The sequence below is a fragment of the Sinorhizobium chiapasense genome (genome assembly GCF_036488675.1).
GTDB lineage: Bacteria > Pseudomonadota > Alphaproteobacteria > Rhizobiales > Rhizobiaceae > Sinorhizobium > Sinorhizobium chiapasense.
In genome coordinates, this window is the sequence record NZ_CP133152.1 from 950,983 (window position 1) to 973,220 (window position 22,238).

At 63.6% G+C, this 22,238-nt stretch carries 20 protein-coding genes; 10 read left to right on the plus strand and 10 right to left on the minus strand.

The features are described from left to right. The first annotated feature begins 11 nt into the window (after positions 1-11). The 3 genes from RB548_RS29090 to phnN are packed head-to-tail and all read left to right on the plus strand — an operon-like array spanning position 12 to position 2,447. A complete protein-coding gene (locus tag RB548_RS29090; protein WP_331375869.1) occupies positions 12-719 on the plus strand; it encodes a DUF1045 domain-containing protein in 708 nt (235 codons plus the stop codon). 1 nt (position 720) lies between these two features. Then, a complete protein-coding gene (locus RB548_RS29095) occupies positions 721-1,860 on the plus strand; it encodes an alpha-D-ribose 1-methylphosphonate 5-triphosphate diphosphatase (RefSeq protein ID WP_331375870.1) in 1,140 nt (379 codons plus the stop codon). Next, positions 1,857-2,447 carry a phosphonate metabolism protein/1,5-bisphosphokinase (PRPP-forming) PhnN gene (gene phnN, locus RB548_RS29100; RefSeq protein ID WP_331375871.1) on the plus strand — a complete coding sequence of 197 codons (591 nt, stop codon included), beginning with the start codon at positions 1,857-1,859 and terminating at the stop codon, positions 2,445-2,447. The genes RB548_RS29095 and phnN overlap by 4 nt, the downstream gene beginning before the upstream one ends. A 149-nt stretch (positions 2,448-2,596) precedes the next feature. Here phnN and RB548_RS29105 read toward each other — a convergent pair whose 3' ends face one another. Further along, positions 2,597-2,968 carry an ArsR/SmtB family transcription factor gene (locus tag RB548_RS29105; protein ID WP_331377132.1) on the minus strand — a complete coding sequence of 124 codons (372 nt, stop codon included), beginning with the start codon at positions 2,966-2,968 and terminating at the stop codon, positions 2,597-2,599. Between the two features lie 141 nt (positions 2,969-3,109). Here RB548_RS29105 and RB548_RS29110 point away from each other — a divergent pair, with 141 nt between their 5' ends. The 5 genes from RB548_RS29110 (at position 3,110) to hutU (ending at position 10,172) form a co-directional block, all read left to right on the plus strand. Further along, entirely contained in the window at positions 3,110-4,294 is a 1,185-nt protein-coding gene (locus RB548_RS29110) for an MFS transporter (protein ID WP_331375872.1), read from the plus strand. Between the two features lie 605 nt (positions 4,295-4,899). Further along, complete coding sequence (gene hutI / locus RB548_RS29115) at positions 4,900-6,147, plus strand: imidazolonepropionase (protein ID WP_331375873.1); 1,248 nt, start codon at positions 4,900-4,902, stop codon at positions 6,145-6,147. Further along, positions 6,144-7,679 carry a histidine ammonia-lyase gene (hutH, locus tag RB548_RS29120; protein WP_331375874.1) on the plus strand — a complete coding sequence of 512 codons (1,536 nt, stop codon included), beginning with the start codon at positions 6,144-6,146 and terminating at the stop codon, positions 7,677-7,679. The genes hutI and hutH overlap by 4 nt, the downstream gene beginning before the upstream one ends. A gap of 1 nt (position 7,680) precedes the next feature. Continuing rightward, positions 7,681-8,496: an N-formylglutamate deformylase gene (gene hutG, locus RB548_RS29125; protein WP_331375875.1), complete on the plus strand. Its 816-nt coding sequence runs from the start codon at positions 7,681-7,683 to the stop codon at positions 8,494-8,496. 2 nt (positions 8,497-8,498) lie between these two features. Further along, entirely contained in the window at positions 8,499-10,172 is a 1,674-nt protein-coding gene (hutU, locus tag RB548_RS29130; RefSeq protein WP_331377133.1) for a urocanate hydratase, read from the plus strand. Positions 10,173-10,214: 42 nt separating this feature from the next. Here hutU and RB548_RS29135 read toward each other — a convergent pair whose 3' ends face one another. The 6 genes from RB548_RS29135 to RB548_RS29160 form a co-directional block, all read right to left on the minus strand. Then, the gene (locus RB548_RS29135; RefSeq protein WP_331375876.1) at positions 10,215-11,429 is read right to left on the minus strand and encodes an MFS transporter; all 1,215 of its coding nucleotides are present in this window, start codon (positions 11,427-11,429) and stop codon (positions 10,215-10,217) included. A 78-nt stretch (positions 11,430-11,507) separates the two neighbouring features. After that, positions 11,508-12,941, minus strand: coding sequence for a M81 family metallopeptidase (locus tag RB548_RS29140; RefSeq protein ID WP_331375877.1), 1,434 nt, complete (start codon positions 12,939-12,941; stop codon positions 11,508-11,510). 10 nt (positions 12,942-12,951) lie between these two features. Beyond that, positions 12,952-14,871 (minus strand): beta-N-acetylhexosaminidase, encoded by a 1,920-nt coding sequence (locus RB548_RS29145; RefSeq protein ID WP_331375878.1) that lies wholly within the window; start codon positions 14,869-14,871, stop codon positions 12,952-12,954. 24 nt (positions 14,872-14,895) lie between these two features. Next, positions 14,896-15,672 (minus strand): SDR family oxidoreductase, encoded by a 777-nt coding sequence (locus RB548_RS29150; RefSeq protein ID WP_331377134.1) that lies wholly within the window; start codon positions 15,670-15,672, stop codon positions 14,896-14,898. Between the two features lie 19 nt (positions 15,673-15,691). Continuing rightward, on the minus strand, positions 15,692-16,555 hold the full coding sequence (locus RB548_RS29155) for a MurR/RpiR family transcriptional regulator (protein ID WP_331375879.1): 864 nt from the start codon (positions 16,553-16,555) through the stop codon (positions 15,692-15,694). 20 nt (positions 16,556-16,575) lie between these two features. Continuing rightward, a complete protein-coding gene (locus RB548_RS29160) occupies positions 16,576-16,965 on the minus strand; it encodes a RidA family protein (RefSeq protein ID WP_331375880.1) in 390 nt (129 codons plus the stop codon). Positions 16,966-17,079: 114 nt separating this feature from the next. Between RB548_RS29160 and RB548_RS29165 the strand changes: the two genes are divergently transcribed. After that, positions 17,080-17,571, plus strand: coding sequence for a hypothetical protein (locus RB548_RS29165; protein WP_331377135.1), 492 nt, complete (start codon positions 17,080-17,082; stop codon positions 17,569-17,571). Positions 17,572-17,589: 18 nt separating this feature from the next. Next, positions 17,590-19,065: a M81 family metallopeptidase gene (locus tag RB548_RS29170; RefSeq protein WP_331375881.1), complete on the plus strand. Its 1,476-nt coding sequence runs from the start codon at positions 17,590-17,592 to the stop codon at positions 19,063-19,065. Between the two features lie 49 nt (positions 19,066-19,114). On the opposite strand, the gene purU is transcribed toward RB548_RS29170, so the two are convergent. Genes purU through doeA form a run of 3 tightly spaced genes read right to left on the minus strand, consistent with a single transcriptional unit; the run spans position 19,115 to position 22,223 of the window. Then, entirely contained in the window at positions 19,115-19,999 is an 885-nt protein-coding gene (gene purU / locus RB548_RS29175) for a formyltetrahydrofolate deformylase (protein ID WP_331375882.1), read from the minus strand. Between the two features lie 37 nt (positions 20,000-20,036). Further along, the gene (gene doeB / locus RB548_RS29180; protein ID WP_331375883.1) at positions 20,037-21,035 is read right to left on the minus strand and encodes a N(2)-acetyl-L-2,4-diaminobutanoate deacetylase DoeB; all 999 of its coding nucleotides are present in this window, start codon (positions 21,033-21,035) and stop codon (positions 20,037-20,039) included. Between the two features lie 6 nt (positions 21,036-21,041). Further along, positions 21,042-22,223 carry an ectoine hydrolase DoeA gene (gene doeA / locus RB548_RS29185; RefSeq protein WP_331375884.1) on the minus strand — a complete coding sequence of 394 codons (1,182 nt, stop codon included), beginning with the start codon at positions 22,221-22,223 and terminating at the stop codon, positions 21,042-21,044. Positions 22,224-22,238 lie beyond the last annotated feature (15 nt).

The window sequence follows — 22,238 nt, forward strand, 5'->3', positions numbered from 1 at the left end:
AAGTGAGACCCGTGCGTTATGCAATCTATTTCGCGCCGCCGGCCGATGACCGGCTGACGCAGACCGCAGCCCGTTGGCTTGGCCGCGACGCCTTTGTCGACGGAGCACTCAGCTGGCCGGAAGTCCCGGCGCTCGGGCGCGAAAATCAGATGGCGTTGACGGCAGATCCGCGCCGATACGGCTTTCACGGAACGTTGAAGGCGCCGTTCGAGCTCGCAGAAGGCAAGGGCGAAGCGGATCTGCTCGCGGCCTTCGACGAGTTTGCGGCGGAGATCGAACCCTTCGACGTGCCGCGGATCGTGCTTCACCAGATCGGTCCCTTTTTCGCGCTGGTCGCAGCCGAAGACTGCCAGCCTCTTCAAAACCTGGCGGAACAGGCCGTTCGCCGTTTCGAGCCGTTCCGGGCGCCGCTATCGGACGCCGATGTCGGTCGCCGCAATCCGGAGAAGCTCACGCTGCGTCAGCGGGAATATCTTACGACGTGGGGTTACCCTTACGTCTTTGAGGAATTTCAGTTCCACTTGACGCTGACGGGACCGGTGCCGACGGAGACGGAAGGAGTGATGCGCGAGACGCTCACCGCCGCATTCGAGGAGTTCATCGGCAAGCCGCTCGACGTTTCGACCGTGGCACTTTTCGTCGAGCCCCATCGCGGCGCGCCGTTTACGGTTCATTCCCTACTGCCGCTTGGCGGCGCGTCCCAACGAAAGATCGCATGAGATGAGCAAAGAACAGGTTTTGAGCAACGCCCGCATCGTTCTCGAGGACAGGATCGTCAACGGTTCCGTCCTCATCCGTGACGGTCGCATCGCCGACATTTCGGAAGGGGCAAGCAGCGCGGGCGAAGATTTTGACGGCGACTACCTACTGCCCGGCCTGATCGAACTCCACACCGATCATCTGGAGGCGCACTACTCGCCGCGCCCGGGCGTGCGCTGGCTGAAGATCGCGGCGATCCAGGCCCATGACGCCCAGGTCGTCACCTCCGGCATCACCACGGTCTTCGACTGCCTGCGTCTGGGTTCGGACGAGGATGGCGGCTTCCAGAAGGGCGAGATGCGCAGCATGGCCGACGCCCTGGCACAGGCTAAGGAGGAAGGCCGCTTGCGCGCCGACCACCTCATCCATCTGCGTTGCGAAGTTTCGACCTCCGACGTCCTCGAGCATTACGAGGACTTTCAACAAGACCCGCAAGTTCGGCTCGTCTCGCTGATGGACCACGCGCCGGGACAGCGTCAGTTCCAGACGATGGATCAGTACACGCTCTACTACAAGACGAAGCGCGGCCTTTCGGACGAGGCCTTCACCGAGTTCGTCGAGCGCCAGCAGGCGCTTTCCGCCCGGTACGCCGCGCCACATCGTACGGCGCTGGCGAAGGCGTGCGCCGAACGCGGCATCACCATTGCCAGCCATGACGACGCGACGGTGGCGCATGTCGAGGAATCGATCGGCTACGGCATCCGCTTGGCGGAATTCCCGACGAGCTTCGAGGCAGCCGAAGCCTCGCATCGCGCCGGCCTGAGCGTTCTGATGGGCGCGCCCAATATCGTGCGCGGCAAGTCTCATTCCGGCAACATCGCCGCCCGCGATCTCGCCGAGCGTGGTGTTCTCGATGTGCTTTCCTCCGATTATGTGCCTTTCAGCCTCATCCATGCGCCGTTCGTTCTGGCTGACGAGGTCGAGGCGATCGATCTGCCGCAGGCGATCGCCATGGTAACAGCGACGCCGGCGCGCACCGTCGGTCTCGACGATCGCGGCCGGATTGCTGTCGGACTGCGCGCCGATATCGCGCGCGTCCATCGCCGTGAGGGCATTCCAGTTGTTCGCTCCGTCTGGCGCGAAGGACGGCGTGTCGCATGACGGAGGTCGGACAGGGACGTGGAGCGCTCATCGTCGTCGTCGGCCCAAGCGGGGCAGGCAAGGACAGCGTCATGGGCTTCGCCGCGCACCATTTCGCGCATCGCCCGGACATCCTCTTCGTGCGGCGCGTGATCACGCGTCCATCGGATGCCGGCAGTGAAGTGCATGAAAGCGTCTCGACTCCGGAATTCGAGGACATGAGGCGAAACGGCGCTTTTGCCGTTTCGTGGCAGGCCCATGGCTTGAGCTACGGCGTTCCAATCGAGATCGCCGACAGGGTCTCAAGCGGCATGACGGCGATCGTCAACGGCAGCCGCGCCGCCCTTCCCGCAATTCGCGCGGCCTTCGGCACCATCGCCGTCGCGCTCGTGACCGCGGACCCGGCGGTGCTGGCGAAGCGCCTGGCCGAACGCGGGCGCGAGAGCGAAGAGGACGTGTTGCGCCGGCTCACGCGGCAGACGCCCGACATCGTCGCCGGCGGACCCGACGTGACGGTGATCGACAATAGCGGCCGGCTCGATGTCGCCGGGCAGCGCTTCGTTGCGCTCGTCGAGCGGCATTGCGCGGCGTTGCATCATCTGGCCTGAGCAAGAACGAAGGATCGCGAACGTTCTCGATAGCCCCGGGTCTAATAGTCCGGGGCCTTTTTTTTGCACTGCGCCCGTGGCAGGCAACAGGCTTTGCCCCCTACAGCTTGTCGGGACCAATACGATCGATGCCCCGGCGCGGACCTTTGCTATCGCGGGTCGCCTTGCGCCAGCGCCTCTTCCGCCACTTCCTCGATCTTCTTCACCATGGGAAGGTCCACCGCGGCGGCGATGACGGAATCGAGCAGGCCCGGAAAGCGACTATCGAGGTCGTCGCTCCGCAGCGTGATCAGTCGGCTGGTGCCGGAGACCTCCGTGCGGGTAATGCCGGCCTCGCGCAATTTGGCGAGATGGTAGCTGATATTGGTCTTGGAGCCGAACTCCGTGAAGTTCAGGCACATGGTCGGGCGTCCGTCGCGGCGGGCGAGATAAGCGACGATCGCCAGGCGTGTCGGGTCGCCGAGGGAGGAGAGCACGTTGGATAGGGTGATCTGATCGGCGGTGGGATGAGGCAGGGTCATGGTTCGAACATAGCTGCGCCGGCACTCCAGTTCAACGCGGCCGGCCGTCCCGTCCCTTATACCGGGGCGGTGGAACGCGTATATTGACATGGCGACCAGTCATGTTCAATAGTTCAGTATATTTTGAATAAAGGATCTCCCATGGACAAGCGCCTCATCTGGCTCGCTGTCGGCTCCTTCACGATGAGCACGGTCGGCTTCGTTTTTTCGAGCCTTTTGCCATCGATCGCGGCCGACACCCACACGACCATCCCACATGCGGGGCACCTGATTACTGTGTTCTCGCTTTCCTACGCCATCGGCGCGCCGCTGCTCTCGGCGATGGCGGGGGCGGCTGACAGGCGGCGGCTGCTTGTGGCTGCCATGCTTACCTTCGTGGTCGGCAACGGCATCGCGGCGACAAGCGTCTCGTTCACGACGCTGCTGCTTGCCCAGATTGTCATGGGAATGGCGAGTGGGCTGTTTGCTGCCACCGCCCAGGCAACAGCGGTTTCGCTCGCCGGGTCGGAGCACCGCGCGCTGGCAATCTCGATCGTAGTGGGCGGCACCACGTTCGCCGTGGCTCTGGGCGCACCCCTCGGGGCGCTGATCGCGGCCTTCTGGGGCTGGCGCGGCACGTTCGCGGCGGTTGCCCTGCTCGGACTCGCCTGCGCCACCGTGCTGTGGTTGCGCCTGCCGCGGGGCCTCAGCGGAACCAAGCTGACGCTTTCCGAGCGCTTCAGCGCCATCGCTCGCCCGGGCGTGGCCTCGTCGCTGATGGTGACCTTTCTTTATCTTGCGGGCGCCTTCGTGATCATCTCCTATCTCGCACCGCTGGCGATCGACGGTGCCGGGCTTTCGAAAATGGCGTTGCCCGGCCTGCTCCTTGCTTTCGGCGTGGGCGCGGTGATCGGCAATCTTTCCAGTGGCTACTTGGCCGACCAAGTCGGCGCGACGCGCATGGTGGCGCTTTCGCTGATGTCCGCGCTGATAGTGTCGCTGGTGATTGCCTTCGGGCTGCATCTCCTGCCGCGCCACCTCGCCGGCCTGCTGCTGATCGGCATCATGGTGCCGTGGGGCATCATCGGCTGGGCGTTCCCGCCGGCACAGGCCAGTCGCATCGTCGGCTTCGCGCCGGAGGTGGCGCATCTGACGCTGTCGCTCAACGCCTCGGCGATCTATCTCGGCATCGCCAGCGGCACAGCGATCGGCGGGCGCGTGCTGGAAAACACGGCCGCAGCCAATCTCGGCTTCTTCGCCGCGCTGTTTCCGGTGGCCGCGCTCGCCGTGCTCTACGCGGGGCTGCGCTCCTACCGGCGGCGCTTCGCAGTCGGCCTGGCGGAATAGGTACAACCGCAATTGAGCCGGCGCGGGACATGCATGCTTTCGCGCCGGCCGACTCAAACGTGGTCGGCGACGCGATCTCAGTGGGATCGCTGAGCGGATCCAACACATTCCGGCCAAGCTCGTCGGCGCGCTCACCTCCGTGTCGGTAAGCGCACAACACTTGAACGCTTTCGATCCGGAGGCCGTGCCGGCTCGCTGCGACACTACCGAGCGATCTACCCTGCTGCGCTGTTCGACATATTCAAATAAGGTCGCGGCCGCCATGTCGCCGCTCTCTCGACGGCACAGCCCAACCGATCAGCAACATATCGCGCCGCTCTCGGCGACAACTCTGCCCCCATCTGACGGCCTAGATCATTTCATTGTTTCATTGAAACGGTGAAATGATCTAACTCTTTGAAACCACGCAATTCCGGACGGAAAACCGTCACACACTTTTCCTGGAATTGCTCTAGGTCTGCCGCCGGAACCTTCCATGCGGCAAGATCACCCTATCTTCTCTGTCATCAAGCTGATCCGGCACGTTCGTGTCGCAACGCCGCGAATTTTCGCTTGCCACCGGCATTATTATGTATATACATTATCGCAAGAGAAGGGCGGAACTTATGGACGTAAACAGGAACGCGAGTTCAAGCATAACCAGCCTCTGGCGCAATGCGCGCCTGGCAACGCTTCGCGAGGATATCGGGCCGCTCGGCATCATCGAGAAAGGCGCCGTCGCCGCCCGCGGCGACCGGATCGTCTATGTCGGCGCAGAAGAACACCTGCCCCAGGACCTTGCCCAAGCCGACGAGACAATCGATTGTGAAGGCCGTTGGATGACGCCGGCGCTGATCGATTGCCACACCCATATCGTCCATGGCGGCAACCGCGCGCGTGAATTCCAGCTTCGGCTCGAAGGCGCCACCTACGAGGAAATTGCGCGCGCCGGCGGTGGCATCGCCTCGACGGTGAAGGCGACCAATGCCCTGTCGGTCGAGGAACTGGTGGAAGCGGCACTTCCGCGGCTCGACACGCTGCTTGGTGAGGGGGTCGCGACGGTCGAGGTGAAGTCCGGCTATGGCCTGAATATCGAGGCCGAGCTGAAGATGCTGCGCGCCGCGCGCCGGCTTCAAGAGCTGCGTCCGGTGCGCATCGTCACGAGCTATCTCGCCGCGCACGCGACGCCCCCCGAATACAAGAGCCGCAATAGCGACTATATTGCCGACGTCGTGCTGCCGGGCCTAGAAGCCGCGCACGCCGAGGGCCTCGTCGACGCAGTCGACGGCTTCTGCGAAGGCATCGCCTTTTCGCCCGCCGAGATCGGCCGGGTCTTCGATGCCGCGAAGGAGCTTGGCCTGCCGGTCAAGCTTCATGCCGAACAGCTTTCGGACCTCGGCGGCGCCAAGCTCGCCGCCTCCTACGGCGCGCTTTCGGCCGACCATCTCGAATATCTCGACGCGGAAGGCGCGGCCGCTATGGCAAGGGCCGGCACTGTCGCAGTGCTCCTGCCCGGTGCCTTCTTTACGCTTCGGGAAAAACAACTGCCGCCGGTCGACGCGCTACGTGCCGCCGGCACGCGCATTGCCATTGCGACGGATTGCAACCCGGGTACCTCACCGCTGACGTCGCTGCTTCTGACCATGAACATGTCGGCGACGCTCTTCCGGCTGACCGTCGACGAGTGCCTCGCGGGGGTCACGCGCGAAGCCGCGCGCGCGCTCGGAATCCTCGACAAGACCGGCACGATCGAGGTCGGCAAATCCGCGGACCTCGCGATCTGGAACATCGATGAGCCTGCCGAACTTATCTATCGGATAGGCTTCAATCCGCTGCATCAGCGCATCTTTGGAGGCGAAAGAATCGGCCAATGACCATCGTACTTAAGCCAGGCTCCGTTCCGCTCAAGGATCTGGAGACGATCTACTGGAGCCGGGAACCGGCCCGCCTCGATCCCGCCTTCGACGTCGCCATTGCCAAAGGCGCCGCGCGCATCGCCGAAATTGCCGCGGGCAACGCCCCGGTTTATGGCATCAACACCGGCTTCGGCAAACTTGCCTCGATCAAGATCGACAGCGCCGACGTGGCGACGCTGCAGCGCAACCTCATCCTCTCCCATTGCTGCGGCGTCGGTGCGCCTCTTCCGGAAAACATCGTCCGGCTGATCATGGCGCTGAAGCTCGTCTCGCTCGGCCGAGGCGCCTCGGGCGTTCGCCTCGAACTCGTCCGCCTGATCGAGGCGATGCAGGAACGGGGCGTGATCCCGATGATCCCGGAAAAGGGCTCGGTCGGCGCATCGGGCGACCTTGCGCCGCTTGCGCACATGGCGGCCGTGATGATGGGCCACGGAGAAGCCTTCTTCGATGGCGCGCGCATGCCGGGTGGAGCCGCATTGGAAAAGGCCGGGCTTTCGCCCGTGACGCTCGCCGCGAAGGAAGGCCTCGCCCTGATCAACGGCACGCAGGCGTCCACCGCGCTGGCGCTCGCCGGTCTCTTCCGCGCCCACCGCGCCGCACAGGCGGCGCTCATCACCGGGGCGCTCTCGACCGATGCCGCGATGGGATCGTCGGCACCCTTCCATCCGGATATTCATACCCTGCGTGGCCATCGCGGCCAGATCGACACCGCCGCTGCCCTTCGCCAATTGCTCGAGGGATCCGTGATCCGGCAGAGCCACATCGAGGGCGACGAACGGGTGCAGGATCCCTATTGCATCCGCTGCCAGCCGCAGGTCGACGGCGCCTGCCTCGATCTTTTGCGCTCCGTCGCTGCATCGCTCACCATCGAGGCCAACGCCGTCACCGACAATCCGCTGGTGCTTTCGGACAACTCCGTCGTCTCGGGCGGCAATTTCCACGCCGAACCGGTGGCCTTCGCCGCCGACCAGATCGCGCTTGCGGTTTGCGAGATCGGCGCGATCGCGCAGCGCCGCATCGCACTTCTTGTCGATCCGGCACTCAGCTACGGCCTGCCGGCGTTCCTGGCCAAGAAGCCGGGGCTGAACTCCGGTCTGATGATTGCCGAGGTCACCTCGGCCGCGCTGATGTCGGAAAACAAGCAACTCGCGCACCCGGCTTCCGTCGACTCGACGCCGACCTCCGCCAACCAGGAAGACCACGTGTCGATGGCCTGCCACGGTGCCCGGCGCCTGCTGCAGATGACCGACAACCTGTTCTCGATCATCGGCATCGAGGCGCTGACGGCTGCCCAGGGCGTCGAGCTCCGGGCGCCGCTCACGACCAGTGCGGAACTCCTGAAGGCAGTGGCTGCCGTACGCCGCGTGTCGCCGACGATCGAAGAGGACCGCTACATGGCCGACGATCTCAAGGCGGCGGGCGAACTCGTCGCGTCCGGCGCGCTCAACGCCGCCGTCTCCAATGGCATTCTTCCGAAGCTGGACATCTGACATGGCCGTTTTCGAAGTCCATCGAGGCACCTCCCCCGTCATCCTCGGCCTTCCCCACACGGGCACCGACGTGCCCGCACAGATCTGGGAGCGGCTCAACAGCAACGGTCGCCTCCTCGCCGACACGGACTGGCATATCCACGAGCTCTACGAAGGGCTTCTGCCGGAAGCCACAACCGTGCGCGCGACCTTCCACCGCTACGTCATCGACGCCAATCGCGACCCGGAAGGTGTCAGCCTCTATCCCGGCCAGAACACAACTGGTCTCGTGCCCGAGACCGACTTCGACGGCGCGTCGATCTGGAAGGATGGCGAGGCACCGACCGAAGCCGACATTGCGATGAGGCTTCGCGATTTCCATGCTCCCTATCACGCGGCGCTCGCCGCCGAGATCGAGCGCGTCAAGGCGATCCATGGGGTGGCGGTGCTCTACGACTGCCACTCGATCCGCTCGCACATCCCCTTCCTCTTCGAAGGCAAGCTTCCCGACTTCAATATCGGCACGGACATAGGCAAGACCTGCGCCGCCGAAATAGAAAAGGCGACGGAAGAAATCGCCGCTTCTGCAGAGGGTTACACCAGTATCCTGAACGGCCGCTTCAAGGGCGGCTGGACGACTCGGCATTACGGCCGTCCGGCAACGGGCGTCCACGCGATCCAGATGGAACTTGCGCAGTCCACGCATCTGGCGACCGAAGCGCCGCCGTTCTCGCTGGATTCCGCCAAGGCCGAACGCCTTCGCGCCCATCTCAAGGCCATCCTGAAACGCATCGAAACAACGGCATTCGCCCTCAAACTGACAGGGAGTGAGGCATGAACGTGAATAATCCGCGCCACAACATCCGCGAGATGCGCAGCCCGCGTGGTACCGAGATCAGCGCCAAGAGCTGGCTGACCGAGGCACCGCTGCGCATGCTGATGAACAATCTCGATCCGGACGTTGCCGAGAACCCGCACGAACTCGTCGTCTATGGCGGCATCGGCCGTGCCGCCCGCACCTGGGCTGATTTCGACCGCATCGTCGCGACGCTCAAGGATCTCAACGAGGACGAAACGCTGCTCGTCCAGTCCGGCAAACCGGTCGGCGTCTTCCGCACTCACAAGGACGCCCCGCGCGTGCTGATCGCCAATTCCAACCTCGTACCGCACTGGGCGACCTGGGACCATTTCAACGAGCTGGATAAGAAGGGTCTTGCCATGTACGGCCAGATGACCGCCGGCTCGTGGATCTATATCGGCTCGCAGGGCATCGTCCAGGGAACCTACGAGACCTTCGTCGAGGCCGGTCGTCAGCACTACGGCGGCAACCTCAAGGGCAAGTGGGTGCTGACCGGTGGCCTCGGCGGCATGGGCGGCGCACAGCCGCTCGCCGCTGTCATGGCCGGCGCCTGCTGCCTTGCCGTCGAATGCAATCCGGACTCGATCGATTTCCGCCTGCGCACCCGCTATGTCGACGCCAAGGCCGAGACGCTCGACGAAGCCGTGGAGATGATCGATCGCTGGACCAAGGCGGGCGAAGCAAAGTCCGTCGGCCTGCTCGGCAACACCGCCGAAATTCTCCCCGAAATGGTTCGCCGCGGCATTCGCCCCGACATGGTCACCGACCAGACCTCCGCCCATGATCCGGTCAACGGCTACCTGCCGAAGGGCTGGACGATGGGCCAGTGGAAGGAAAAGCGCGTCAGCGACCCGAAGGCTGTCGAAAAAGCGGCACGCGCATCGATGCGCGAGCACGTCGAGGCGATGATCGCCTTCCAGAACATGGGCGTCCCCACCTTCGACTACGGCAACAACATCCGCCAGATGGCCAAGGACGAAGGCCTCGAAAATGCCTTCGCCTTCCCGGGCTTCGTGCCGGCCTATATCCGCCCGCTCTTCTGCCGCGGCATCGGCCCGTTCCGCTGGGCGGCGCTGTCGGGCGACCCGGAGGACATCCGCAAGACCGACGCCAAGGTGAAGGAGCTGCTGCCGGACAACAAGCATCTCCACAACTGGCTGGACATGGCCAAGGAGCGCATCGCCTATCAGGGTCTGCCCGCACGCATCTGCTGGGTCGGCCTCGGCGACCGTCACCGCCTCGGCCTGGCCTTCAACGAAATGGTTCGCAAAGGCGAGCTGAGCGCTCCGATCGTCATCGGCCGCGACCACCTCGATTCCGGCTCAGTCGCGTCGCCGAACCGCGAGACGGAAGCGATGAAGGACGGTTCCGATGCCGTTTCCGACTGGCCGCTGCTGAATGCGCTCTTGAACACGGCCTCTGGCGCGACCTGGGTCTCGCTCCACCACGGCGGCGGCGTCGGCATGGGCTTCTCGCAGCATTCGGGCGTTGTCATCTGCTGCGACGGCAGCGAGGACGCCGATCGGCGGATCGAACGCGTATTGTGGAACGACCCGGCGACCGGCGTCATGCGCCACGCCGACGCGGGTTACGACATTGCACTCGACTGCGCCAAGGAGAAGGGCCTGCGTCTGCCCGGCATTCTCGGCAACTGACGAAAGACGCGGGAGGCCCGCACGGCCTCCCGCTGTCCCTCGCTACGGCATGGAAACCGCCCTGCGGCGGGCGCCGTCGAGGAAGAGTAGCAAGGCGCCGCCCGCCACCCCCGCAAGTGCGCCAAGAAGTGCCGTTCCGGAATAGTCGCTGATGCGGGTGCCGAGCGCGAAAAGCGCCGCACTGAGTGCCCCGCCCAGAAAAACGTTCACCGCGATCAACGAGCTTCCAAGCCCCGGACGATCGGCAATCAGGTCTTGCAGATAGGTGATCGGGATGCTGATCAGCGCCGCCGCACCGAAGCCGCTGATCAGTGTCAACGCATAAATATGCCAGGGCCGGGACGAAAAGCCGAGCAGCGCCATGTAGACCACGTAGATTGCCGTACCGAGCGCAAGCGCGTCGACGTGATTGAGGCGATACTGGATCCGTCCCCAGACGAGGATGAAGATCACCTCCAGCAGCGCCACGACACCGACGACAATGCCGATATCGGTGGCCGAGCCACCGGCAGCACCGGTGACAATCAACGGCAGCACGGTCGCGTTGACATGCAGCGTGGAGCAGATGAGCGCCACGGCGACAAGTCGGGCAAGAACGCGGGGCGAAAGGATTTCGGCAAGGGACGCGAGATAGGAAAGCCGCTTGCTGAGGATAGGATCGGCGCCGCGTCGGGCCGGCAGCAGGAAGAAGACCAGCAGCAGATTGGCGATACAGCCGAGGCTGGCCAGCAGATAGGCTGGCAGCATGCTGCCCCGCGCCGAGAGCAAGAAGCCGACCAATCCCGGAACCAGCACCCACGAGAGCGATATGGCGGCTCTCACGCCGGAATTGACCGCTGCCGCGTCCTTGCCGCCCATGCCGTTGGCGGCGCTGCGGACATTGGCGAACAGGAGCGAGTTCAGTGCGCCGTAGACCGGCAGCAATGCCAACGTGGCGACAACGAAACTCGTCTTTGTCGGCAGCGCGTAGACCAGACCGTAGCCGATCGCGCCAGAAAGGATGACCGCCAACATCAGCGTCCGGTAATTGCCGACGCGGTCGGCAACGATGCCAACAGTGACGCTGACGGTGACATTCACCAGCGCCGCAACGAAGATCAGCGCCGAATAGAACCCGTCGCTCAAGCCAAGCTCGGTGATACCGACCACCGACTGGTAGGGCGAGGTCGCAGCACCCGAAAAGCCGAACAGGAAGATGGCAAGCACGCTCGTCCGGATAACCGGGTTACGCATGGCAAAGAGCAAGGAGGAAGACATGATCCGGTCCGCGGAGTGCGAAGACTTGTGGGAGGCCGCCCCGACACGGGCGATCGTTGCAGGAAGGCCGGGTTTCACTCAGGTCCAGCGGGCCGAGAACCGCGCCCTCGGCTCGAAATCGAAATCGCGATCGAACGGAAAGATCGGCCGCTGGCGTCGTTCGCTCGCGAGATTTTCGATGTCCTGATTGACGACACCATCGGTGAGCGCCATCAGGTTGGGATTGGCAATCGGTGCAAGCTCCCGCGAAAGATAGCCGGACTTGACGACGAGCAGGCGCACGCTGCTCGGATCGAGGCCAAGGCGACGGAAGTCCTCGATGTTGTGATACGGGCGCCGGCGGGCCGACAGCACCACCTCGATCCCGCCGACACGCACGACGGCCTGGCGCTCGGCAATCGGTCCCGGATCGTCCAGCCGCACGACAATAGCCGTGACCTCCGCCACAGGGCTCGACGGATCGAGACTGCCGCCGAGCCGCAAGTCGAGCGTCGCGCCTTCGCCGGCCATGAAACAGGCCTCCACCGCCGGCCGATCAGCGATGCCGGCAATCAGTGCATCCCGCCAGCCGCGCGCTAGAAGAGCCCTCAATACATCGGCGCGGTCGCCGACACCGCCACCCGTGGGATTGTCACCGGAATCGGCGAGGATGACGGGCCTCGTTGTCATCTCCTCGGCAATGTCGAGCATCGCTTCGAGTGGACCCGTAACCGCACCGAAGCGGAAATTCTCCCGTTCGTTCCAGTAGCTTGCGGCGATTTCTTCCACCACCTTCGAGGCGGTCGCCTTGTCCGATCCGGTCACCACCGAACAAGCGGTTGCCCGCCGCTCGTCGGCCCAGACGTAGCCCACCATCAGGTTGGCATCGAGAATGCCGGGACGCTGATCGAAGTCCGGCAGGCGCCGGTAAAGGCTGCTCGCAGGTTCATCCTCCGTGGACGTGCACTCCCCCGGAAGCAGCAGCGGCGCGGGCGCCCAGGCGACGCCTGGCCGCGTTCCCGTCCGCAGAGCCTGCACCAGCATCGACCAGGCCCGAACCATCGTCTCGCGCGTATCGATGTGCGGCGCGGTGCGGTAGCCGGCAAAGATGTCGATCTGGTCGATGATCTTCTGGCTGACATTACCGTGGAGATCGTAGCTCGTTGCGATCGGGCAGTTCGGGCCGACAACCGCGCGGGCGGCGGAAATCCAGTCGCCTTCGGCATCGTCCATGCCGTCGACCTTGATCGCTCCATGCATCGCAAGATAGAGGCCGTCTAGCGGCAGCGCAGCGCGAAGCCGCTCGAGGAACTCGGTCTTGAAGGCGTCGTAGGCCGCACGCGAAACGGGGCCGCCGGGCACGGCCCGTGCATGGAGGAGCGGGACATGCTCGAAGCCGTCGGCCTCGAGGAAACTGAAATAGTCCGCCCTCAGGAGTTCGGCTCCCCTCAGCACCCGGAAGTCCTCCACCGTCATCAGGACAGGCGAGTAGGTGCTGCACTCCGTATGGATTCCACCGACGGCGATCCGCATGGCTTCAAACTCACAAAATCGGGCTCAGAGGGGCGATCGCGGCGAACCGCAGCCAGTCCTTTTGCGCCTTCGGCGTCCAGGCCGCTTCAGCGATAGCGGGGAGGCGGGGGAAGACGAGACGATTGAAATAGCCGCGCGAGAGGAAATGCTCCGACCAGATGCAGGCCTGCACGCCCTTCATGCGGTTCTTCAGTTCTTCCGGGAATTCGCCTTCCGCCTCGTAGGCGTAGGTGTGCGCCGGCGTAGCTGTGCCGGCCCAGCTCGCTCCCGGCTCCTGGAAGGCCTCGGCCTGCGCCATGTCGAGGTAATAGGCCTGGCCGGGCGTCATCACGACGTCGTAGCCTTCGCGCGCCAGCTCGATCCCGACCTTGGGGTTCTCCCAGGCCATCAACAGCGTGCCCTCGGTGCCGACGCCGCCGCCATGGGCGACCTCGTTCCAGCCGACGAGCTTGCGGCCGCGCGCCGTCAGCATCTGCTTCACTTTTTTCAGGAAGTAGGACTGCAGCGCAAAGGTGCCGGAAATGCCCTCGCGTTCCATGAGCTTGCGCGCCAATGGCGACGCCAGCCACGAACCGTTGGCCACCTCGTCGCCGCCGACATGGATGTACTGGCTCGGGAAGAGCTCGATCATTTCGTCGAAGACCCTTTCGAGGAACTCGTATGTCAACGGAATGGCCGGGTTCAGCGCATTGTTGGGATAGCCCTGGACGGAATGATAGCTTTCCGGCGCCTCCTGCCCATCGGAGAGCTCCGGCAGGGCGACAAGCGCGGCCGTGCTATGGCCGGGAATGTCGATCTCCGGCACGACCTCGACATTGAGCGCGCCGGCATGGGCAACGATCGCTTTCACCTCGTCCTGGCTGTAGAAACCGCCGACCGGTTCCGCGCCATTGCCGAGCTGCGGCAGCAGCGGCTCGACCGGCCCGCGAAGCACGCCGAGCGTCGTCAGCGTGGGATAGGCCTTGATCTCCAGCCGCCAGGCTTCGTCGTCGGTCAGATGCCAGTGGAAAATGTTGAGCTTGAACCAGGCGAGAATATCGATGAGCCGCATGACGTCGGCGGTCGGATAGAACTGGCGAGAGACGTCGAGATGGCAGCCGCGCCAGCCATACCGGGGCTGGTCAGAGATTGTGCCTGACACGGGAAAACGGAACGTTCCCCCCTCGCTGCGCGCCCCGTCGAGAAGCTGCGCGAGTGTTGTCAAACCATATTGCCGGCCGGCGGCTGCGCCGTATTCGAGCCGGATCTCCCGCTCGGAGAAAGCCAGCGTGTAGCCCTCGGGACCGAGTTCGGGCTTTGCGGCGAAGACGATCTGGCGACCCTGTGGAGACGAGGCGAGCGTGAACGGCGCGTGGCCTGCTGAGAAGAGACGATGAAAGAGCGAAAGCACCGTGTCGACCGCCCTGATCTCGTCCTTGCTGCTGCCGGGTGCCGGATAGAGAACGACGGGGAATCCATCACCCGGCACGGCGTCGATCTTCGCCGGCCAGGGCTGCAAGGCGAAAGGCAGCTCGAGCTTGCCTTCCGGCAGGCGCTGCGGCGGAGGCTCGCTTGTTGCCCCTTCGAGGAGAAGATCGGAAACCGCCACCGGCACATGCCGGCCGTCGGAAAGCGTCAGATACGCCGACTTGGCACCATCCGTGCAGTGTTTTGCCTGCCTGTGCAGTCCGCTGACGGTAAAGGTCCAGCTTTCGCCAGCGCCAAGTGAAAACCCTTGCGGCGGCGAGAATTCGTGGAAATTGGCGTTGCGGCGCAGAAAGACTGCGTTCTCGCAAGCCGCCGCATCGATGACGCGGGTCAGCGACGTGTAGACGAGGCGAAAGCCGCTGATCGGGGTTTCGGAGAGATTGACGAGAGTGAAGGTAAAGCGCCCGAAGCGACCGCCTTCCGGTTGCCAGGCAGATTCGAGGCGATGAGAAACCGGCTGCATGAGCGTCCTCCCGTTATGGCTTTGTCAGTAATGGCTGGATTGCGAAAAGGTGCGTGCGAGTTCCGCCTGGCCTGCAGTGAGCCCGCAATCGACCGGCAGGCAGACGCCGGATATGGCGCTGGCCAAGGGACCTGCGAGGAACTGGACGGCATTGGCGACGTCCTCCGGATTGACGATGCGCTGCAGCGGATACCAGCGCTTCGCCTCCTCGAAGACCTGCGGATTGGCCGCGGCGCGCGCTTCCCAGGCCTGGGTGCGCACGGTGCCGGGCGCCACTGCATTGGAGCGGATGCCGAATTTGCCGTACTCGACCGCGATCAGCCGGGTCAGATGCAGGAGACCGGCCTTGGCAGCGCTATAGGCAGGATGGCCGAAAACATTCATGCCGTTGACGGATGCGATGTTGACGACGGATCCCCGGCTCTCCTTCAGCATGTCCTCGACGGCGCGGAAGCAAAGGAACGCCGCCTCGAGATTGAGCGCATTGTCCATGCGCCAGATCTCCGGCGTCGTGTCGTGCAGGCTGACGGCGCGTGCCGCACCCGCATTGTTGACGAGCGTGCGCACCGCCCCGAGCGATCCGGCGCTCGCCGCCATCGACGCGACACTCGCGTTATCTGTGACATCGCAGGCGATGGCCGCGAAACGCTCCTCCGCGCCGAGGCCGCGCGCGACCTTCTCCGCCGCATCTCCGTCGATGTCCGCAAGTACCACCACGTCATGATCATCGGCGAGGCGGCCAGCGATCGCGCGACCGATATCCCCCGCTGCTCCGGTGACGATCGCGACCGACTTCTTCACACGGGATTCCTGTGGCACATCAGTCTCCAAGAAGCTGGCGATCGTCGCCATCCCTGTGCACCACCAGCTGCTGCTTGATGCGCCTAAGCGTCGCCGTCGCCTGCGGCTGGACACGGTAGGCGACGAGGCTGGCGATGATATCAAGCAAGGCGAGATAGGCGATGCGCGTGGATGTCGGCCGATAGATGTTGTTGCCCTCCGGCAGGTCGACCGGGACGGTGATGTCGGCGGCAAGCGCGACGGCGCTGCCGCTCTGGGTCAGCGCGATCGTCGGGACCCTGGCTTCGCGGGCGAGCGTGAAGGCACGCACGAGTTCCGCGTTGCGCCCCGAGAACGAGGAACCGATCAGCACGTCCGTCGGCTTGGCCGCGGCCGCCATCATCAGTTGCATGCTGTGATCGGAGCTCGAGGTGATGCGCAGGCCGAGCCGAAAGAGCCGGTTCTGCAATTCGCTGGCAACCATCGACGAATTGCCGCCCGAACCGAAGGCGTAAATCATCTCCGCTCTGGCCAACCGCTCGGCGGTCTCTTCGATCGCGGCGAGATCGAGCGAGCGGTGCAGCAGGAAGAGCGCGTTCTGCGCCTTGGTGATGATGTCCTGCGCGACGTCGGCCGGCTCCTGGCTCTTCGGCTCCGGCTTCAGGTAGCGCATGCCGATATAGGCGGTGCGGGCCAGTTGCACCTTGAAGTCGGAAAAACTCTCGCAGCCGAGACGCCGGCAAAAACGGGTCACCGTCGGCGGCGACACATCGGCCTTGCCCGCAAGCTCGATGATCGAGGCGTTCACGGCAAATTCGAAATCATTGAGCAGGATGTCGGCAATGCGGCTTTCCGACTGGGACAGCCGCCCCTTTTCCTCCTGCAGTGTCGCGAAAATATCCATCGAACGCCCACCCCCTATGATCAGGCGTCCTTCGGCTTGTAGGCGACGCAGTCGATCTCAACCTTGCAGTCGACCATCATCGAAGACTGCACGCAGGCGCGCGCAGGAGGATGAGCGCCGAAATATTCCTGATAGATCTTGTTGAAGCTCCAGAAATCACGCGGGTCATCCAGCCAGACGCCGACCCTGACCACGTGTTCGACACCGTAACCGGCCTCCTTCAGAATGGCCAGAAGATTACCGATCGCCTTGTGCGTCTGCGCGACAATATTGCCGTCGATGATCTCGCCGTTTTCCAAAGCGACCTGGCCGGAGACGTGCAACCAGCCGTCAGCCTCGACGGCTCGCGCGAACGGCAGCGACTTGTCACCCGCGCCGATCTGCTCCGCGCCATAACGTTTGATGGACATAGGTGACCTTCGTGCAAATTATTTTCTTTATCCGTTGACAAGTGACCATAGAATACGGAATTTGACCAGAGAAAATCCTGTTTTATGAAAAGAATTTCAATCCAAGGCGAAGCGATGCGGGATCCCTTCCAGAATCCGTTCCCCACCTCCGATGTTGCCCGGCATCAGATTTGGGACATGCTGGTGACACGAGATATCGACGCTTTCCTGGCTGCGGACTGGTCGCTGGTCGCCGAAGATTTTGTCGAGGACGGGTTCATCGGCATCGACGGAAGGCGGGACGAAAGCCCGGACAATTGGCGCCTCGCCTTTCCGTCGCTTGCCGCCTATCGCGACGAATGGCTGCGCCAGGCGAAGGATTTCGCCGGCCAATCCTTCGCCGAGGATCCGCGCGCGGCGATCTTCGCAACGACCACGCTGGAAGACATCGAGATCAGCGGAAACCTTGCACTGGCGCGCAAGAAGTTCGACGGCGGCCTGAAGAAGGCCGATGGCGGCTATGATGTCATGAAGTGGCAGACGGTCTATTATTGCCGGCTGCATCAAGGCCGCTGGAAGATCTGCGGGTTTACCGGCTATCTGCCCAACCCGATGGGATCGAACTAGGCGAAAAAGGCGACAGCATTGCGAATCTTCACGGCGGCCCTGGCGACCGAGACCAACACCTTCTCGCCGATCTGCATCGACAAGCGAGCCTTCGAGGCTTCGCTTTATGCCCCGCCTGGCAGTCATCCGGAAACGCCAACGCTCTGCACCGCACCGATCACCGTCGGCCGGCAAGTCGTGGCCGAAAAGGGCTGGCAGTTGATCGAGGGAACGGCCGCCTGGGCGGACCCCGCTGGCCTCGTAAACCGGCACACCTACGAAAGCATGCGCGACGAAATCCTCGAGCAGTTGCGGACGGCCCTTCCCGTCGACGCAGTCGTCCTCGGCTTGCACGGCGCCATGGTCGCCGATGGCTACGAGGACACCGAAGGTGATCTGCTGACGCGCATCCGCGAACTCATCGGACCGGACGTGCTCCTCTGTGCCGAGCTCGATCCGCACAGCCACCTGACCGAGAAGCGCGTAGCCGCGGCCGATTTCTTTGTTTTCTTCAAGGAGTTCCCGCACACCGATTTCGTCGATCGCGCCAGGGATCTGTGGCGGATCGCGGTCGATACGCTCGAAGGCCGCGTAAAGCCGGTCATGTCGGTCTTCGACTGCCGGATGATCGACGTGTTTCCGACGTCCCGCGAGCCGATGCGCAGCTTCGTCGACAAGCTCATGCGGATCGAACGAGAGGACGCCGATGTGCTGTCGCTCTCGGTGGTGCACGGCTTCATGGCAGGCGACGTGCCGCAGATGGGCACGAAGATGATCGCGGTGACCGACGGCAACCGGCAGAAGGGCAAGGCACTTGCCCGCGACCTCGGGCTGGAGCTCTTCGCCAAGCGCGGAACGTTCCGCATGCCGGAGGTCGACGAGCGCCAAGCGGTCGCCGATGCGATCGCCGCGACCGCCGGTCCGGTGGTGATCGCCGACATGTGGGACAATCCCGGCGGTGGGACGGCGGGTGACGCAACCGTGGTGCTGGAAGAATTGCTCGCCAATGACGTCACCGACGCGGCCGTCGGCACGATCTGGGATCCGATGGCCGTGCAGATCTGCATGGCCGCAGGCGAAGGCGCCGAGATCCCGTTGCGCTTCGGCGCAAAATCGGCGCCCGGTACCGGCAACCCGATCGACGGAACGGTCAAGGTCATACGTCTGGTGCGAAACGCCGAAATGCGGTTCGGAGAAAGCTTCGCCCCCTTCGGCGACGCCGCACACATCCAGCATCGCGCCATCGACATCATCCTGAATTCCACGCGCGCGCAGAGCTTCGACCCAAGCCTGTTCTCGGTGATGGGAATTGATCCGCGGTCAAAGAAGATCCTGGTCATCAAGTCGACCAACCATTTCTTCGCCTCCTTCTCGAAGATCGCGTCGAAGATCCTCTACTGCTCGGCTGGGACGCCCTACCCCAACAATCCGGCGAAGACGCCTTACAGGCGTGCGCGGCGCGACATCTGGCCGATGATCGCGGACCCGCATGCGCCGGAAAGGGGCGCAGCCTGAACCGTCAGCTCGACGCTGCCGGTCCCGATTTGGCTTGGCAATACCTGATTTAGCCCATCCGCTCGGACGCATAGCTTCCCGGGCTCGGTGGGAAGACGACGACGCGGTTGCCGTTGATGAAGCAGCGGTGGTGGATGTGGGCGTGCACGGCCCGGGCCAGCACCTGGCTTTCGACGTCGCGGCCGATCGAGACGTAGTCCTCGGCCGACTGCGCATGGGTGATGCGGGCGATGTCCTGCTCGATGATCGGACCCTCGTCAAGATCCGCGGTGACATAATGCGCCGTCGCGCCGATCAGCTTGACGCCGCGCTCATAGGCCTGCTTGTAGGGGTTGGCGCCCTTGAAGCTCGGCAGGAACGAATGGTGGATGTTGATGATCTTGCCCGACATCTTCTTGCATAGCGCGTCGGACAAGACCTGCATGTAGCGGGCGAGCACGATGAGTTCCGCGCCGGTCTGCTCGACGAGCTCCAGCAGCTGCGCTTCGGCCTTCGGTTTGTTCTCCTTCGTCACCTTGAAGCAGTGGAACGGAATGTCGTGGTTGACGACCACCTTCTGGTAATCGAAGTGGTTGGAGACGACGCCGACGATGTCGATCGGCAGCGCGCCGATCTTCCAGCGGTAGAGCAGGTCGTTGAGGCAATGGCCGAAACGCGACACCATCAACAGCACCTTCATGCGCTCGCTCGTATCATGCATTTCGGCGGCCATGCCGAATGTCTCGGCGATCGGCGCGAAGCCTCTTTCGAGCGCCTCCCGGCCTACGCCCTCCTCCGAGATGAAGCTGACACGCATGAAGAACAGACCCGTTTCGAGATCGTCGAACTGCGAGCTGTCGATGATGTTGCACCCCTGTTCGGCGAGATAGCCGGAAACTGCTGCAATGATGCCGGTCGTCGACCTGCACGTAATTGTAAGGATGTGCGATTTCACGACTATCTTCCTTGGAATATGATGTAGCTCAGATGAGCTACACCGCGACGACCGCCACACAGTCGCCCGGCTTGACCAGACCGGGAAAGTGCCGTGCGGCCAGCAGGCCATCCATTTTTGCCTTTATCGTGACAGCGTCAGCACCGGTGCGCCCGATAGGGTAGATGCGGGCGACCGCGTCGCCCTTCCGCACCTTCTCCCCAAGATCGACGAGAGGCTCGATCAGGCCTCCATCCTCCGCGAACAGGAAGCAGTCTCCGTCCGGCATGTCGAGCCATTCGGTCTTCGATATCTCGACTGCACCCTTCAGGATGCCGGCGGCGCGAAGCACGTTCCTGACGCCACGTTTGGCAATGCCCGCGCTCCTGGCGGTTGCCGTTCCGCCGCCGCCAAGCTCGGTGGTAATGAACACCTTGCCCATCTCCTCGGCCGCGGTGTCGTACATGCCGACCGCGTCGATCTCCAGCATCTTCATCGACCAGGGCGCGCCGAACGCCCTGACGAGTTCGAAGGCCCTTGCCTCCTGCTCCTTGTCGGGCAGGATGTGCGCCGCGCAGAACGGCAGGAAGTCCAGCGTCCTTCCGCCCGAGTGGAAGTCGAGGACGATGTCGGCGAGCGGCAGGAGCTCTCGCTGAAAATAGTCGGCGATCTTCTGCGTCACGGTGCCGTCCGGTCTTCCCGGAAAGCTCCGGTTCATGTTGCCCTTGTCGATCGGCGACGTGCGGGTGCCGGCGGTGAAGGCGGGGTAGTTCATGGCAGGTACGATGATGACGCGTCCCGTTACCTGCTCCGGCCCCAATGTCCGGGCGAGGTCGAAGAGCGCGATCGGCCCTTCGTACTCGTCGCCGTGGTTGCCGCCCGTGAGAAGGGCCGTCGGCCCATTCCCATTCTTGACAACGGTGATCGGGATCATCACCGATCCCCAGGCGGAGTCATCGCGGCTGTAGGGCAACCGCAGGAAGCCGTGCTGGACGCCGTCGGCCGAAAAATCGACGCTTGCTGAGATCGGCGATGGCCGCAATATCGTCTCCGTCATTTGCTGCTAGTCCTTGATTAAGAGCTGGCGCGGCACATTGGCGAAGCACTCGACGCCCGTCTCGGTGATGAGGATGCTTTCCGTCGTCTCGAAGCCCATGTCCTCGAGCCAAAGCCCCGTCATGAAGTGGAAGGTCATGCCCGGCTTGAGTTCCGTCCTGTCGCCGGGACGCAGGCTCATGGTGCGCTCGCCCCAATCAGGCGGATAGGAAAGCCCGATCGGATAGCCGGTGCGGTTGTCCTTGACGATGCCGTATTTCTTCAGGACCGCGAAGAAGGCTTTGGCTATATCCTCGCAGGTATTGCCCGGCCTGGCGACTGCAAGTCCCGCCTCCATTCCTTCGAGGGTCGCCTTTTCCGCGTCGAGAAAGGCTTTCGTCGGCTTGCCGAGGAAGACGGTGCGCGACAGCGGCACATGGTAACGATTGTAGCAGCCGGCGATCTCGAAGAAGGTGCCTTCCCCCGCCCTCATGGGCTTATCGTCCCAGGTGAGATGCGGTGCGGTTGCGTCACGGCCCGACGGCAGCAGCGGCACGATCGCCGGGTAGTCACCGCCGATACCGTCGACCCCGCGCGTGCCGGCGTCATAGATCTCCGCAACGAGATCGCATTTGCGCATGCCGACCTCGATCTTGTCGAAGATGCGCCGATGCATGCCCTCGACGATACGCGCGGCGTTGCGCATATACTTGATCTCGGTCTCGCTCTTGACCGCGCGCTGCCAGTTGACGAGCGCCGTCGCGTCGACGAAGCGAGCATTGGGCAGATGCTTTTGCAGCGAGGCAAAAGCGGCGGCGGAGAACCAGTAGTTGTCCATCTCGACGCCGATGCGGAGCGCCGCCCAGCCGCGGTCGGCAAGGATGCCGGAGAGGTAATCCATCGGATGGCGCTCGGTGGACTGCACGTAGTGGTCGGGATAGCCGATGATGTTCTCGTGCTTCAGATAGGTGGTCAGCTTCGCCCCGTTGGCGTCCTGACCGCGGCCATACCAGATCGGTTCGCCCGACGGCGGTACGATCACGGCCTGGTGCACGTAGAACGACCACCCGTCATAGCCGGTCAACCAGGCCATGTTCGAAGGGTCGCTGACGATCAGCAGATCGATGCCCTTCGCCTCCATCGACTGGCGCGTTTTCAGAAGTCTTGCTTCGTATTCTCGGGAAGAGAATTTGAGATTGGGTTGCGTCATCGTCTTTTCCTCCTC

Excerpts from the sequence above, each read along its gene's own strand:
- RB548_RS29110 (WP_331375872.1), top strand. The coding sequence starts at position 3,110 with ATGGACAAGCGCCTCATCTGGCTCGCTGTCGGCTCCTTCACGATGAGC.
- hutG (WP_331375875.1), top strand. The coding sequence starts at position 7,681 with ATGGCCGTTTTCGAAGTCCATCGAGGCACCTCCCCCGTCATCCTCGGC.
- RB548_RS29105 (WP_331377132.1), bottom strand. The coding sequence starts at position 2,968 with ATGACCCTGCCTCATCCCACCGCCGATCAGATCACCCTATCCAACGTG.
- RB548_RS29095 (WP_331375870.1), top strand. The coding sequence starts at position 721 with ATGAGCAAAGAACAGGTTTTGAGCAACGCCCGCATCGTTCTCGAGGAC.
- RB548_RS29155 (WP_331375879.1), bottom strand. The coding sequence starts at position 16,555 with ATGGATATTTTCGCGACACTGCAGGAGGAAAAGGGGCGGCTGTCCCAG.
- RB548_RS29165 (WP_331377135.1), top strand. The coding sequence starts at position 17,080 with ATGCGGGATCCCTTCCAGAATCCGTTCCCCACCTCCGATGTTGCCCGG.
- doeB (WP_331375883.1), bottom strand. The coding sequence starts at position 21,035 with ATGACGGAGACGATATTGCGGCCATCGCCGATCTCAGCAAGCGTCGAT.
- RB548_RS29140 (WP_331375877.1), bottom strand. The coding sequence starts at position 12,941 with ATGCGGATCGCCGTCGGTGGAATCCATACGGAGTGCAGCACCTACTCG.
- RB548_RS29135 (WP_331375876.1), bottom strand. The coding sequence starts at position 11,429 with ATGTCTTCCTCCTTGCTCTTTGCCATGCGTAACCCGGTTATCCGGACG.
- phnN (WP_331375871.1), top strand. The coding sequence starts at position 1,857 with ATGACGGAGGTCGGACAGGGACGTGGAGCGCTCATCGTCGTCGTCGGC.
- RB548_RS29145 (WP_331375878.1), bottom strand. The coding sequence starts at position 14,871 with ATGCAGCCGGTTTCTCATCGCCTCGAATCTGCCTGGCAACCGGAAGGC.
- hutH (WP_331375874.1), top strand. The coding sequence starts at position 6,144 with ATGACCATCGTACTTAAGCCAGGCTCCGTTCCGCTCAAGGATCTGGAG.
- hutI (WP_331375873.1), top strand. The coding sequence starts at position 4,900 with ATGGACGTAAACAGGAACGCGAGTTCAAGCATAACCAGCCTCTGGCGC.
- RB548_RS29160 (WP_331375880.1), bottom strand. The coding sequence starts at position 16,965 with ATGTCCATCAAACGTTATGGCGCGGAGCAGATCGGCGCGGGTGACAAG.
- doeA (WP_331375884.1), bottom strand. The coding sequence starts at position 22,223 with ATGACGCAACCCAATCTCAAATTCTCTTCCCGAGAATACGAAGCAAGA.